The following is a 14,478-nucleotide window of genomic DNA, read 5'->3' on the forward strand; positions in this document are numbered from 1 at the left end:
GGTTCATTCTTCATTATTCTAAATGCTCTATAAACTTGTTCTAAAAGCATAACCCTAAATAGTTGATGTGGGAAAGTCATCTTTGAGAAGCATAGCTTATAATCCGCTCTCCTAATAACTTCATCAGAAAGACCAAGACTTCCTCCAATAACAAAAACAATATTAGAATTACCAGTAACTCCGCACTTCTCAACAAAAGAAGAAAGCTCCTCTGAAGTAAGTTGCTTACCTTTAAGATCCATAGCAACAACGTAAGAATTATCCTTAATCTTAGATAAAATTGCTCTTCCTTCCTTTTCCTTAATCTGAATTTCTTCCTTATCAGATGCATTATCTGGTGTCTTCTCATCTTGAAGTTCAATTATATCAAGTTTACAATACCTGCTAAGTCTTTTAGCATATTCATCAATTGCTTGTTTTAAATATTTCTCCTTAAGTTTTCCAACCGTAATTAAAGTTATGTTCATTCTTTTCCTCCATTATTACGACAATTAGCCAATAGCCTAAAACTAGACTACTGGCCAATTATTCCGTTTACTTTTTAAAATTATGTAATAAAAGTACTATGTATATGCATAAATATATAATAAGTATATGCACTAGTTAGTAAAAATTTAGAAATAGTCTCCTTATTTCCGCTAAGTATAGTTATACTTTTAAAATAACTAGTGCAGTTCTATTTAGTCTTAGAATCCTAAATTCTCATTTAAGAAAATCACGTGTATTCTGTCCTTACTACGTTGTCTCTTAATTAAAGTGTACTCATTGCATATTCTTTCAGGGCTTTTACAGTCCATACAATATCCAACCTTAGTACATGGTGTCTTTTTATTTAATCTTTTAGCATTCATAGGAGCAGCTAAAGCTCTATTTCTCTTTATAGCTTCATCTAAATCCTTAACTATCTTATTAGCACCACAAATAATAATAACTTTTTCAGGACCATATAAAATTGCTGCAGCTCTGTTTCCATTACCATCAACATTATATATAAATCCATCTTCAGTAATGGCATTACTACTTACAAAGTATGCATCTGAAAGGAAGGCTTGCTTAAAAATGTTTGTTACTTCCTCTTGAGTTATACCTTGCTTATATCTGTCTAAGAAATCATATCTTCCACTTCTTAAATGATCAATAACACCAGTTTTAAATAAAGTTTCAGATCCTCCACAAGTAACCATTGAACCTTCATCTACAAGCTCAGTTATCTTATTTATAAGATCCTCTCTAGTTTTAGCATAAAATCCATTCATGTTGTTCTTCTCTAGAGCATCTATAGTTCTTTCAATTTTAGTTTCATTTGACCAAATTTCATAATCATTCATTTTGCAAATACCTCCTAAAAATTATGTATAACAAAAAGCCCATAAGTGTTTTATGAGCTTTTTAATATTCTATTCTAGGCTAATTTATTTTCCACAGCACTTCTTATATTTCTTTCCACTTCCGCATGGACATGGATCATTTCTACCTATTTTTTCTTCATTTCTAACAATACCTGATTCTCTATATTGCTTTTCTATTTCTTTTCTCTTCTCTTCTGAGAATATTCCATCCCATTGAGGTAGAGTATATAAATATTCAGCTTTAGCATCAAGCATATTGAAGTATAACTTTTCTAAATCTATATCGAAAGCTAACTCTGTGTTTTCGTCTATAGTTTCTAAGTCATATGAAGTTTTTAAGCTATCATTAATTCCATCTACGAATCCCATTACGAATTCATTAGTTGTGCCGTATTTATTAGCTAATTCTTTAATTGTGCTCTTTTTAACTTCTGTGTGAGCTGATAATATCTCTTTGTATATCTTTGTTTCGATGTTTCCGTATTCTTCCCAGAATGCCTTTTCGCCTTTTTCTTTCACATATTCAACAACCATATCTGTCCAATCTTTGTATAAACTCATATCCTTCGCCTCTTTCTTTCTAAAAAAATTATAAGTTGATTAATGAGCTGGGCTCATGTCTGCTCGCCATTTTAATATTAATATCATCTCCAAGCTTTAGCCCTTCTTCTTCTAGTATATTAATTACTGTCTGATAAGCTAAATCTGGGTGGTTATTAGTACCACTTAAATGGCCTAGTATTATCTGTTTCTCTCTTCCATACTTTGCTAGCTCTATTATAGCTTTGCCGCAATCATCATTTGATAAATGCCCTATTTCACTTAAGATTCTTCTCTTAAGGTTATAAGGGTATGGTCCAAACTTCAACATGCTAACATCATGATTACTTTCTAAAAGTATTATGTCAGATTCTTTAATGTTGTCTTTTATTTCTTCTGTGAATGTCCCAAAATCAGTTGCAATACTTGCAGTCTTATCCTGTGACTTTATAGTATATCCAACTGGCCCTGAAGCATCGTGGGGTATATTAAAAGATTTAATGGATAAATCATTAATCTCTACAGTACTACGCTTATCCATTATCTTTATATTATGCTCTTTTATCTTCCCAACTAGTTTTTCCATGGCTTCCCATGTATTACTATTTGCATATATAGGAATATCATACTTCCTTGATAAAACTCCTACACCCTTAACGTGATCTGAATGTTCGTGAGTGACAAAAATACCATCAATATCTTTTGGATTTTGATCTATTCTTGCTAATGCCTCGTCAATTTTCTTGCCTGGCATTCCAGCATCAACTAATATCTTTGTTGTATCATTACCAACAAGTATACTATTTCCGCTACTCCCACTATAAAGTGAACAAAATATCATTTGTTGTTCCCCCAAAAATCCTAATCTTAGTCTTCAATTCTTCTTACGTCAGCACCTAGTTTTTTGAACTTATCCTCGATGTGTGGGTATCCTCTGTCTATATGTTCTATGCTAGTTATTTCTGTAACTCCGTCTGCTATAAGACCTGCTATAACCATAGCTGCTCCAGCTCTTAGGTCAGTTGCTTTTACAACTGCTCCTGTAAGTCTTTCTACACCGTCTATTATAGCTACTCTGCCTTCAACCTTTATGTTAGCACCCATCTTCTTAAGTTCATCAATATGCTTGTGTCTGCTTTCCCATATTGACTCTGTAATTAAGCTTCTGCCTGGTACTATACTTAATAAAGTTGACATTGGTTGTTGAACGTCTGTTGGGAAACCTGGATATGGAGCTGTCTTAACGTTAACTCCTTTAAGTTTTCCATTGTAAGCGACTCTTACTGAATCATCGCCTTCTTCAACTGTTGCGCCCATTTCATTAAGCTTTGCAGTAATTGATTCTAAATGCTTTGGTATTACATTAGTGATTGTTATATCGCCTTTTGTAGCTGCCGCAGCTATCATGAATGTTCCTGCTTCTATTTGATCTGGTATTACGCTGTACGCGCATCCTTTTAATTCGTCTACACCTTGAATTCTTATAATGTCAGTTCCTGCACCTTTAATGTTTGCACCCATTGAATTTAAATAGTTAGCAACATCAACTACGTGAGGTTCCTTTGCAACATTTTCTAAAGTTGTCATTCCTTCAGCTAAAGTAGCTGCTATCATAACGTTAATTGTTGCTCCAACTGAAACAACGTCAAAGAAGATATTTGTTCCTATAAGTCTATCTGCTTTAACTTTTACAGCTCCATGTTCTATTGTTACATCTGCACCAAGAGCTTCGAACCCTTTTATGTGTTGGTCTATAGGTCTTACACCTATAGGGCATCCCCCTGGAAGCTCTACTCTTGCTTCTTTAAATCTAGCAAGAAGTGCTCCTATGAAGTAATATGAGGCTCTCATTCTTCTTACATCCTCAGTGCATGCATCATATGTATGTACGTCTGTACTATCTATTTCTAACGTATTATTATTAATCTTTTTTAACTTACATCCTAAGCTAAGAAGTATTCTTTCTAAGCAATGTACATCTTCAATATCTGGTATGTTATCAATAACACACTTACCTTTGCTTGCTATTACTGCTGCTGGTAAAATTGCAACTGCAGCATTTTTAGCACCATTTATATCAACTGAACCTTTTAGTGGATTTCCTCCACTTATAACTAATTTTTCCATCCAATTCACCCTTGTTACTTATTAGTTTCTATACAAATAAAATTCCCAATTTTGTTTTTATTATCCAAAATAAAATCTATAAGACATTATAATCCTATTATCATTTTTTTATTTCGATTATCATTATAACACAAAGTTGTATTATTGAAATAATTTTTTTAACTTTATTGCAAAATAAGATAGATGAAACTTTTGCTAAATTTCATCTATCTTATACTTTTTAACATTTAATATTAAATTTTCTCTTATTTTCCTAGTTCAAATGAGTTACAGTCTGTAGCTTTAACTTCTTTAGCTTGAGCTGTATTTTTACCTACTTGGATAGAATCTAAAGTACAGAAATTATCATCCTTACAATGATACTTACACTCTTCAACTGTACATCCAATGCTTGAATTATGATTCATACTAATACCTCCTAAAACGTAATTTACAATATTATTATGTCTGTCTCTTCTTTTATTTATGCTACTTGTTTTTTTCTTTAAAGTATTATGTTATAATTTATAGAAAAGTTTGGATACTAAATCCTATAAAGAATATATTTTTGAGAGGTACTATATGAAATATTACATTGTTGCATTATTTGATGATTCGTCTTATGAAATCATTAATCCAATTCAAAAAAACGTTTCAAAAAGATTTAAGGGAAATAGAAACTCTCCAGCACCATATATAGCGCTAGAAGTTCTAGATAACCCGAACGTTGAAAAACTAAACGTAATTATAGAAAAAGTTCTTAAACCTTATAAAAAGTTTAAGGTAGAACTTTCAGAAGATCTTTCACTATGTGAAGATAATAAAACTATAAATCTAAAGATAAATGAACGTGGATACATAAAGAAAATAGATCGTGCTCTTAAAGACACATTAAAACTTCACGGTTTTAATATTAGAGAAAATAGTTTAGATAATATTTCAATCTCTTTAGCTAATTTAAACTATATTCCTAAGGATAAGAAAAAACCAAATGAAACTCAAAATTCCTTAAACTTTAAATTAGAAAATACGACTTTAAAAATAGATAAGTTCCAATTATGGAAAGTTCCAAATAATAAAAGAGAATTTAGACTTAAAGATTTTGAACTTAAAACTTTTTAATCTTTAAATTAAGAGATTAAGAACCCATTTTCATAAAATGTGGTTCTTTTTTGATGCTTTTTTTTTAATTTTTAAAAATTTTCAAACAAATTTCGTTTGTATTCGTTTACTCCCCTTTCCTTTATTTAAAAGATTTTGTAAAATAGAAAAAGATAATTGCCTTAAGAACAGGGGGATTTTTTTATGTTTGTTAGTAATTTATTTAAAGAACAAAAAGAACTTGATAAAAGATTGTGTATAAACCCAGAATTAACTGAATACAAAATTAAAGCTAGAAAGAATCTAGAACTTCACGTTAAATTAAGCGATCTTGCAAATGAAACACATTGCTTCGCTTATACTCAGGATGTATTACCTAGTGTTAATAACACTACTATTTTTTCAAAATACTTGGATTGTTTAAAGCAGGTGCTTTCAATAGGCGTAACTAATCAGTATGATAATTCATCTGATTTCTTTGCTCAACCTACTGAAGATTGCTTAAGTGATCAATTTCTTAATTTGTACATAGATATAAACGACTTAATTATTTCACGTTCTGAGGATCACTTCAAAACTTTATTTGAAGATTTATTGACTCTTGGAAATACTTTAGGTTTTTCTGATGGGGAAATACAAAACGGATTAGAAAAGACATTTAATTAATTTTTTGCTATAAGAAATATTTCTTATAGCTTTTTTTATTATAAATAACACCTCAATGGTAATACTAACCTTGAGGTGATTTTTTTGTTTGGAATAATTTTTTCAATAATATCTGGAATTGCAATGAGTTTTCAAGGAGTTTTTAATACTAAACTCGGCGATAAAATAGGAATATGGGAAACTAACACCCTAGTTCAAGTTACAGGATTAATAATTACTTTAATAATTACTGCTTTTTTTGGAAAAGGTGATTTTAGAGAACTCCAAAATACTAGTAAAATTTATATGTTAGGTGGAGTTTTAGGAGTCATTATAGTTTTTACTGTAATGATGGGTATAGGTTCATTAGGTCCTACCTACTCCATTGCTATTATACTTGTATCACAACTTATAGCTGCAGCAGTCATAGATTACTTCGGTCTTTTTGGATGTGAAAAACTTAATTTTACCTTAAAAGAATATATAGGTGTTGCAATTATGATTATAGGTATTATAGTATTTAAATGGAAAAGATAACTATAAACTAAGGAGATAATACAATGAATTTTTTTAAAAACATTAAATTTCTCTCTAGATTAACTTATGATAATTTAAGAGAATACTTTAAAGATAGAGAGGAATCTGACACAGACGAAATATCTGAGGATTCTATTAATTGGTACGGTCATGCTACAACAATTATGAACCTTTCAGGAAAGCTAATTGTTACAGATCCAGTAGTATCTGATAGGCTTGGTTACTTTAAGAGGGTTATTGATAAACCTTATGATATAACTGCTATTAAGTTTGATTACATACTTCTTTCACACGGTCATATGGATCACATGCACTTTCCATCACTTAGAAAGCTTAAAAAACTTAATAAAGATACTAAGATTATAGTTCCAAGAGGTTACAAAAAAATATTTACTATGATGGGATTTACTAATGTTCATCTTATAAGAACTGGCGAAAGCTATATTGATAAATATATTAAAGTAACATCTGTTGAAGCTAACCACGATGGACGTAGATTTTATGTTGGTATAGATAATGAAAGTCATTCATACTTAATAGAAAGAAATGATAAAAAGATATTCTTTGGAGGGGATACCGCCTTCACTGAAAACTTTAAAGATATTGAGTGTGATGTTGCTTTAATGCCTGTTGGATGTTATAAACCTGCAAGGTTCCAGCATATGCATTGCTCTCCTGATGAAGGATATGAAATGTATAAAATGATGAATTCTAAAATAATGATTCCTATTCATTATAAGACTTTTAGAATTTCTTTAGAAGATTTTAAAGAGACTCACGAAACTTTAGTAAACTTCAATGATGAGTCTGTAAAAATATTAAATGTAGGTCAAACATATAAGCTTTAAAAAGTATTAACAAATATAGGAGTAGAACTATAATATGGTATTGTAATAACTATTATAGGGGTGCTTTATGTTCAATCTTAAAAGCAAACTTGATTACAATCTTAATATTGCTTTAAAACACAATGCCTATCAAAGGTATAGGGTTTTTATTAAGTGTAAGAAACTCTTTTCCTCTATGGTAAAGAAGGTCTCCCATTTTAAAGGCGCCTTAATTTATCCTCTAGAGTCTTGTAATATGATTGTAGCCAATTTAAATAAATATGAAATTAAATCTATTTTAGAATATCCTGAAATTGAAAAGATTTTTTTCGATGACTACTTATTTTTATGTGGAATGAGCGTAAGCTCTGCAAATAATTGCTATTCTTTAAGCAAATATAGCAATAACAAATATTCAGGAGCTAACATAAAAATAGGGCTAGTAGACAGTGGCATTTTCCCACATCAAGACTTACTAAGCCCACATAACTGTATAGAAAATTTTTATGATGTTGTTAATGGTCTAGAACATCCTTATGATGATAACGGTCATGGAACTGCAATGTCTGGAATAATCTGTGGAAGTGGAATAAATTCAGATAGTATGTATCGAGGAATCGCGCCTTCTAGTAAAATAGTTTGTTCTAAAGCTTTTGATGCACTTGGTAAAGGCTACGCTTCTGATATTATCTACAGCATAGAAAATTTAGTAAAGATCTCGAAGGAAAAAAATATTAGAATATTATGTCTTCCTTTTGAGTTGTTAAACCACAATATTTATATCATTGATGCTTTTAATGCAGTCTTTGATTTTGCAAATAAAAATAGAGTTATACCTGTACTTCCAAGTGGAAGTACAAATTCTAACTCTAATAATATTATGGGAATCGCAACTTTAAAAAATTGTATAACTGTTGGCGGTGTTGATTCAAAAAATTCATTATCACCTTACTTATACTCTTCAAAAGGACCTTACGGCAAAGTTAATAAACCAGACTTTGTTACTGCATGCGTTAATATAACATCATTAAATACTGATAAAAATTTTATATCTGAAAAAGACGGCATCAAGTTATATCCGAAAAAACTAGATGCCAATTATAAAACCTTTAGTGGTACATCCTTATCTGTTGCATTTGTCTCAGCTGTATGTGCACTTATTCTTGAATATAATGAATCTTTTAATTTTAGTGATGTTTTATCCGTATTAAAGCTTGCTTGCGATCCTAAGGACTTTCCTAAAGCAAATGTTGGTGCTGGTATATTTAATTTCAATAAGCTTCTTCAATAAATTAGCCTATATATTTTTCTGGATTTACAGGGTTTCCATCCACTCTTACTTCAAAGTGTAGGTGAGGCCCTGTACTTCGTCCAGTACTACCTATTCTACCCACTATATCACCCTTCTTAACAGTTTCTCCAACCCTAGCCTCAGTCTTACTCATGTGAGCATATCTAGTCTCTATACCACCTTCATGTTCTAAAATGACTACATTACCATAACCATCTCTCTCATAGAATACATTTTTAACTTTTCCATCTAATGCTGCCATAACAGGATCACCAGTATTACCTGCTATATCTAAACCATTATGATTCTTACCCCATCTTTCTCCAAAGGTAGATGTAATGGCTCCCCCTCTTGTTGGGCTAGTTAGCACTGCAGCATTACTATTTAATATATTTTTAGTACCTTTAGTAATAACTTTACTACTACTTTCTTCTATTACCTTCTCTGATAAGACTTTTACATCTTCTTTCTTACCATTTCTATAAATTACATTAACATTTTGCTCTTTTCTTCCCTTTTTTCCTTCTTGAACTTTACTTTCACCCACTAATAAGTCTTCTGATCTCTCTATTTTAATTGATGATTCAATATCAATTATTCTCTTATCTCTTACTACTAAATCAACATCTAACAAACCTTTAGTGTTCACTATAATATTAGCTAACTCTTCTTCACTTGAAAGCTTAGATAAATTACCTTTCTCATCTTTTAACTTTATATCACCTTTGATATTTATAGATTCAATGCTATCTTTATCAATTTTAGCTTCCTTAGCGTAAATATCTCCTACTTTTTTAAGTACATTATTAACGCCTTCATTGCTCATAACATAACCTATGCTTTTACCTTTTATGTTTAATGACTTCAAAGTTACTGTGTTTTGAGCTGTGTTTATTACATTCTCTTGAAATTCCTTATATGTACTTGAATTAACTTCTTTATTCAATCTTTTGAAAGATAACTTCTCTTCTTTAACTTTTTCTTCTTCATTTAAATTTTCATTTAAATCATCTAATATATTCTTGTAATCTTCTTTAACTTCTGCTTTATTTGGAGAATAACCTATAACTGCATCTCCTAAATATACTTCAAACCCTTTCGTACTATTTACTAAGTACGCATATAACCATACACTTACCATTAAAAGTGAAGCTACTGTTATTATTATTTTCTTTTTAATACTCGAACTCATAATTGTCTCCTCTTTTTTAAAATTTATGGCACATCTCTTAAGTTATCCAATAATGAATTTTTTATACATTTCTATTTTTTTGTTAAGTTGTTATCCTCACATCACTTTGTTATAATTAGTTTACATATAAGCAATAATATAGAAGATGATTGCTTTAAATCTAATTTGAAAGGTAGAGATATGCCGAATGAGCACTTTTATGCTTAAGAACAATACCTTAAACTTCACACCAGTAAGCAATGTATTTTTAGAAAAATATATGCCAAAAGCTCGTGGTGAATTTGTTAAGGTTTATTTATTAATGTTAAAATACAATATTTCTAGTGAACCAGGGGTTAATTCTTCTGTTATGGCATCAGCATTAAATTTACTAGAATCAGATATCATGAATGCACTGAACTATTGGAATGATGAAGGTGTCATTAAGCTTGTTCCAATAGATAAGATGAGTAATTTCAGCATAGAATTCGTATCACTTGATGAAGAAAGTGCTGAAAATTCAAAAGAAAATATTAATATATTAGAAGCATTAAATAACAGTGAAACTACTGATATGCTAAAAGATATTGAAAAGATTCTTTCAAGGCCTTTATCAAGTAAAGAAATGGAAATATATTTAGGATGGCAACGTGATTTTGCATTCCCATCTGAACTTATTCTAATTTTAATTGAATACTGTTCTTCTAAAGGTAAGAATAACTTTAGATACATAGAAAAGGTTGCAGAATCTTGGAATGACATGGACATAAAAACTGTTGAAGAAGCACAGTGTCATATAAAGCAAAATGAAGATAAATGGACTAAAATAAGAAAGATACTATCATACCTTGGAATGAGTAGTTCCGAAGTTATGAAACCACAAGAAGAATTACTTGAAAAATGGCTCTTCATTTATAAATTCAATATGGATTTAATCCAAAAGGCTTGCGATATTTGTTTCGAAAGACTTAATAGAGCCGACTTTAAATATATAGATGGTATTTTATCTAAGTGGCATCAAAATAATATTAAAACTATAGAAGATGTTGCACTTAAAGATAAAAATGCTAATAAAGGTAATACTAAACAATATAAAAATAATTACAATAACAACAATAATAATAATTCAAATAATAAAGCATTAAGATTTAATGATTTTAAGCAAAGAGAATATGATTATGATTCTCTTGAAAAGAAATTACTAGGATGGGATAAAGATGATTAAAGGGTATCAAGCTGAATTAATGGAAGTTTACCAAAAAGTCAGAGCAACTGAGGAGAAAAACTTAAGAGAAAGACGTGCGGAAATAAAAGCTATTCATCCTCATATACTTGAACTAGATAACGAAATACATAAACTTTCATTAAAATTAACTATGACTATTTTAAAAGCCAATACAAGTGAAGAAGATATTGAAAAGATTAAAGAACATATTACTGACTTAAGGGCAAAGAAATGCGAATCTTTAGTTGAACGTGGTTATAATCCTGAATATCTTAATATGCATTACAGATGTAACAAGTGCCAAGATACTGGTTATATTGGTGTTGACAAATGTGATTGCTATAAAGATAAATTAGTTAAGCTATATTATAAGGACTCAGAACTTGAAGAAATTATAAAAGATAATAACTTTAATAATTTTAATATTGATTTATTTTCATCTTCAAGAGCTGACAATGGTGAAAAGTATTCAGCTAAAACTAATATGAAAAATAATTATGATTTTATAACTAAAGAATTCATTCCAAACTTCGGTAAGGATTCAGAAAATCTTTTATTCTATGGTACAGCAGGAAGCGGTAAAACTTTTCTTTCTTACTGTATCGCTAAAGAATTACTTGATAGAGGATTCTTAGTTGTTTACAAAACATCAGATGAATTAATACGTGCTATTCGTGATATAAAGTTTAACAACAATTACGCTTTAGAAAAGATGTTAATTGATTGTGATTTACTTATAATCGACGATTTAGGTTCAGAACAATTAAATGACTTTGTCGCAACTGAACTATTTAATTTAATTAATAGAAAACTTTTAAAGAAAAAGAAGATGATTATTTCAACTAACTTTACTTTATCAGGTCTTGCAAAGCACTATAGCGAAAGAATTTCTTCAAGATTAATCGGAAACTTTAAATTACAGAAGTTTTATTCTGACGATATAAGAATTAAATTGAATTTATCAAGAAGATAATTTAATTCGCCTCCACAAAAGTGGAGGCGAATTTTTTATAAAAAATTCTACGCTATAAGTCTCCATATTTGAGTTGTAAAGAAACAAAGTACAATACCTGCTACTGTTGGTATTATTATTGATAGGGCTGTCCACTTAATACTCTTTGTTTCTTTTTTAATAGTCCACACAGTTGTTCCACAAGGATAATGCATAAGACAAAGAATCATAGTATTTATTGCAGTTAATACAGTCCATCCATTTGAAATTAAAAGTTCTTTAAGTGCAACTAAGCTATCCATTTCCATAATAGTACTTGCCCTTAAGTAACTCATTATTATAATTGGCATTACTATCTCATTTGCAGGAAATCCTAGTATAAATGCCATTAATATATATCCATCAAGTCCAATCATATTAGCGAATGGAGTTAAGAAGTCTGCACAAACAGAAAGTATTGTTCCATCGCCAACTGAAATATTTGAGAATATCCATATTATTATACCTGCAGGCGCTGCAACTGATATGGCTCTTCCTAATACGTATAAAGTTCTATCAAAAATTGATCTTACTATTACTTTTCCAATTTGAGGTTTTCTATATGGGGGAAGCTCTAGTATAAAACTTGATGGTACACCTTTTAATACCGTCTTTGATAATATTTTAGATATAATTAATGTCATAAATACGCCTAAGATAATTACGCTAGTTACTGTAAAAGCTGCTAAAAATCCTGATTTAAATCCAGCTGCCATTCCACCAATAAATAATGATGATATTGTTATTAACATTGGGAATCTTCCATTGCACGGCATGAACACATTAGTGAGTATGGCTATAAGCCTCTCTCTTGGCGAATTAATAATTCTGCACCCAATTATGCCAGCAGCATTACATCCTAGTCCCATGCACATAGTAAGGGCTTGTTTGCCACAAGCTGAGCACTTCTTAAAACATTTATCTAAGTTAAATGCTATTCTTGGTAAGTATCCTAAGTCTTCTAATAATGTAAACATAGGAAAGAATATTGCCATCGGTGGCAACATTACCGATATAACCCAAGCTAAAGTTACATATATACCATCTATTAATATCCCACTTATATAGGCAGGTGCAGATATATTATTAAATACACTTCTAAGTAAATCTTCACCTTCTGAAAACATGCTAGCTAACCATTGAGATGGATAATTAGCAAGAGTTATCGTTATCCATAGTACAACTAATAAAGTTATTATCATAATTGGTATGCCGGTTTTCTTTGAAACTAATACTTTATCAACTTTCCTTTGAAATGCACCATATCCTAAGTTAATATTAACTACACTGTTATTAACCTTTTCAGCTTCTTTAACTAATGTTTCAACAATTCTATCTTCTATATTTAAAGGCCTCTTTACTGCTTCAACTTTTTCTATTAATTCATTGCTTATATTATATTTGTTTACTATAGTTTCCTTAATACTTATATTATTTTCTAACAGCCTCGTAGAAAGCCATCTTACCCTACTCTTTATTGTATCTTTACTTAATAATTCTTTTGAATTAATTAAAATATTTTCTATTTCTACTATTCCTTTTTCTATATCCTCATCATATTTCAATAAATATTTTTCTCTATTTTTATTACTATTTAATACTGCTTCTTTTAATTCAGTTATTCCAAAACCATCTCGTGCAGAAGTCTCTACTACAGTTGATTTAATTTCATCCTTTAGTTTCTTTACATTTATCCTTATTCCTTTTTTCTTTGCCTCATCAATTAAGTTAATGCAAAGTATAACATTATCGGTTATCTCCGTTATTTGAAAGAATAAATTTAAATTTCGTTCAAGTGATGTTGCATCACAAACAACAACTACAACATCCGGTTTACTAAAACATATATAATCTCTTGCTATTTCTTCTTCTTCAGAATTAGATAGCAATGAGTACGTCCCTGGTAGATCCACGACCTTTACCTTAGAATCTTTGTACTCATAGTATCCTTCAGCATTTGTTACTGTTTTACCTGGCCAATTGCCTGTATGCTGATTCATCCCTGTTAAAGCATTAAATACTGTACTTTTACCTACATTAGGATTTCCGGCTAAAGCAATTACTAAGTCTTCTTTTTTATTATTGTTTCCATTTAAAGTTAATACTTTAATTCCTGTAGAGCTTTTAGTTAAACCCATAACATATCTCCTATAAACAATTGATTACTTCTATCTTCTCCCCCTCTTCTTCTCTTAATGCTATTATTGCGCCTCTTATTAAATAAGCTACTGGGTCTCCAAAGGGGCCTTTAAACAAAACTTCTATACTAGTTCCCTCTATTATTCCTAAATCAAAAAATCTTCTTCTAAGTTCACCTTTTGCATTTATATTAATAACTCTTACTATTGAGTTTATAGTTGCTTCTTTTAATTTCATTTTCATAAGTCTCCTTTCTAAGATACATTTTTTTATGTATATCTTAGAACTTTTCTAAAGAAGTTTATTTGATTATTTAATCTTTATAGCTGTTATCAATATATGACAAAAGCTTTCTTAATGTGCCTTATTAATGACTATTTTTACACAAAAAAATAGGATACTTAACTAATTAAATTATGCTTTTTAATTAGTTAAATATCCTAATATTTGATATATCTATTTTTAGACAATAAAAAAAGAAGTAAGTTATATCTTACTTCTTTGGCGACTCAGAAGGGGTTCGAACCCTCGACCTCCGGCGTGACAGGCCGGCACT

The 14,478-nt window shown here is 30.1% G+C and carries 16 protein-coding genes; 7 read left to right on the plus strand and 9 right to left on the minus strand.

Annotation, left to right across the window (positions count from 1 at the left end):
• The 6 genes from rlmH to RSF37_RS13875 form a co-directional block, all read right to left on the minus strand.
• The coding region (gene rlmH, locus RSF37_RS13850) for a 23S rRNA (pseudouridine(1915)-N(3))-methyltransferase RlmH (RefSeq protein ID WP_332564975.1) at window positions 1-467 on the minus strand (467 nt) is incomplete at its 3' end.
• Between the two features lie 219 nt (window positions 468-686).
• A complete protein-coding gene (locus RSF37_RS13855; RefSeq protein WP_332564976.1) occupies window positions 687-1,328 on the minus strand; it encodes a lactate utilization protein in 642 nt (213 codons plus the stop codon).
• Window positions 1,329-1,412: 84 nt separating this feature from the next.
• Window positions 1,413-1,910 carry an SEC-C metal-binding domain-containing protein gene (locus RSF37_RS13860; RefSeq protein ID WP_332564977.1) on the minus strand — a complete coding sequence of 166 codons (498 nt, stop codon included), beginning with the start codon at window positions 1,908-1,910 and terminating at the stop codon, window positions 1,413-1,415.
• 28 nt (window positions 1,911-1,938) lie between these two features.
• Window positions 1,939-2,730 carry an MBL fold metallo-hydrolase gene (locus RSF37_RS13865; RefSeq protein WP_332564978.1) on the minus strand — a complete coding sequence of 264 codons (792 nt, stop codon included), beginning with the start codon at window positions 2,728-2,730 and terminating at the stop codon, window positions 1,939-1,941.
• A gap of 26 nt (window positions 2,731-2,756) precedes the next feature.
• Complete coding sequence (locus tag RSF37_RS13870; RefSeq protein WP_332564979.1) at window positions 2,757-4,016, minus strand: UDP-N-acetylglucosamine 1-carboxyvinyltransferase; 1,260 nt, start codon at window positions 4,014-4,016, stop codon at window positions 2,757-2,759.
• Window positions 4,017-4,261: 245 nt separating this feature from the next.
• A complete protein-coding gene (locus tag RSF37_RS13875; protein ID WP_332564980.1) occupies window positions 4,262-4,423 on the minus strand; it encodes a DUF1540 domain-containing protein in 162 nt (53 codons plus the stop codon).
• Window positions 4,424-4,577: 154 nt separating this feature from the next.
• On the opposite strand from RSF37_RS13875, the gene RSF37_RS13880 reads away from it, so the two are divergent.
• The 5 genes from RSF37_RS13880 (at window position 4,578) to RSF37_RS13900 (ending at window position 8,396) form a co-directional block, all read left to right on the plus strand.
• Window positions 4,578-5,117 (plus strand): hypothetical protein, encoded by a 540-nt coding sequence (locus RSF37_RS13880; RefSeq protein WP_332564981.1) that lies wholly within the window; start codon window positions 4,578-4,580, stop codon window positions 5,115-5,117.
• 183 nt (window positions 5,118-5,300) lie between these two features.
• On the plus strand, window positions 5,301-5,762 hold the full coding sequence (locus RSF37_RS13885; protein ID WP_332564982.1) for a dUTP diphosphatase: 462 nt from the start codon (window positions 5,301-5,303) through the stop codon (window positions 5,760-5,762).
• Window positions 5,763-5,846: 84 nt separating this feature from the next.
• Entirely contained in the window at window positions 5,847-6,278 is a 432-nt protein-coding gene (locus RSF37_RS13890) for a DMT family transporter (RefSeq protein WP_332564983.1), read from the plus strand.
• 23 nt (window positions 6,279-6,301) lie between these two features.
• Window positions 6,302-7,126, plus strand: coding sequence for an MBL fold metallo-hydrolase (locus tag RSF37_RS13895; RefSeq protein ID WP_332564984.1), 825 nt, complete (start codon window positions 6,302-6,304; stop codon window positions 7,124-7,126).
• A gap of 67 nt (window positions 7,127-7,193) precedes the next feature.
• Window positions 7,194-8,396 (plus strand): S8 family serine peptidase, encoded by a 1,203-nt coding sequence (locus RSF37_RS13900; protein WP_442878733.1) that lies wholly within the window; start codon window positions 7,194-7,196, stop codon window positions 8,394-8,396.
• A 1-nt stretch (window position 8,397) separates the two neighbouring features.
• On the opposite strand, the gene RSF37_RS13905 is transcribed toward RSF37_RS13900, so the two are convergent.
• On the minus strand, window positions 8,398-9,588 hold the full coding sequence (locus RSF37_RS13905) for a peptidoglycan DD-metalloendopeptidase family protein (protein WP_332564986.1): 1,191 nt from the start codon (window positions 9,586-9,588) through the stop codon (window positions 8,398-8,400).
• A gap of 187 nt (window positions 9,589-9,775) precedes the next feature.
• On the opposite strand from RSF37_RS13905, the gene RSF37_RS13910 reads away from it, so the two are divergent.
• Together RSF37_RS13910 and RSF37_RS13915 are read left to right on the plus strand one after the other, a co-directional pair.
• A complete protein-coding gene (locus RSF37_RS13910) occupies window positions 9,776-10,792 on the plus strand; it encodes a DnaD domain protein (protein ID WP_332564987.1) in 1,017 nt (338 codons plus the stop codon).
• Window positions 10,785-11,765 carry an ATP-binding protein gene (locus RSF37_RS13915; protein WP_332564988.1) on the plus strand — a complete coding sequence of 327 codons (981 nt, stop codon included), beginning with the start codon at window positions 10,785-10,787 and terminating at the stop codon, window positions 11,763-11,765. The genes RSF37_RS13910 and RSF37_RS13915 overlap by 8 nt, the downstream gene beginning before the upstream one ends.
• Before the next feature lie 47 nt (window positions 11,766-11,812).
• Here RSF37_RS13915 and feoB read toward each other — a convergent pair whose 3' ends face one another.
• Both feoB and RSF37_RS13925 read right to left on the minus strand, forming a co-directional pair.
• On the minus strand, window positions 11,813-13,921 hold the full coding sequence (feoB, locus tag RSF37_RS13920; RefSeq protein ID WP_332564989.1) for a ferrous iron transport protein B: 2,109 nt from the start codon (window positions 13,919-13,921) through the stop codon (window positions 11,813-11,815).
• 10 nt (window positions 13,922-13,931) lie between these two features.
• Window positions 13,932-14,159: a FeoA family protein gene (locus tag RSF37_RS13925; protein ID WP_332564990.1), complete on the minus strand. Its 228-nt coding sequence runs from the start codon at window positions 14,157-14,159 to the stop codon at window positions 13,932-13,934.
• Window positions 14,160-14,478 lie beyond the last annotated feature (319 nt).

The sequence above is a fragment of the Clostridium sp. genome (assembly GCF_036643715.1).
Taxonomy (GTDB): domain Bacteria; phylum Bacillota; class Clostridia; order Clostridiales; family Clostridiaceae; genus Clostridium.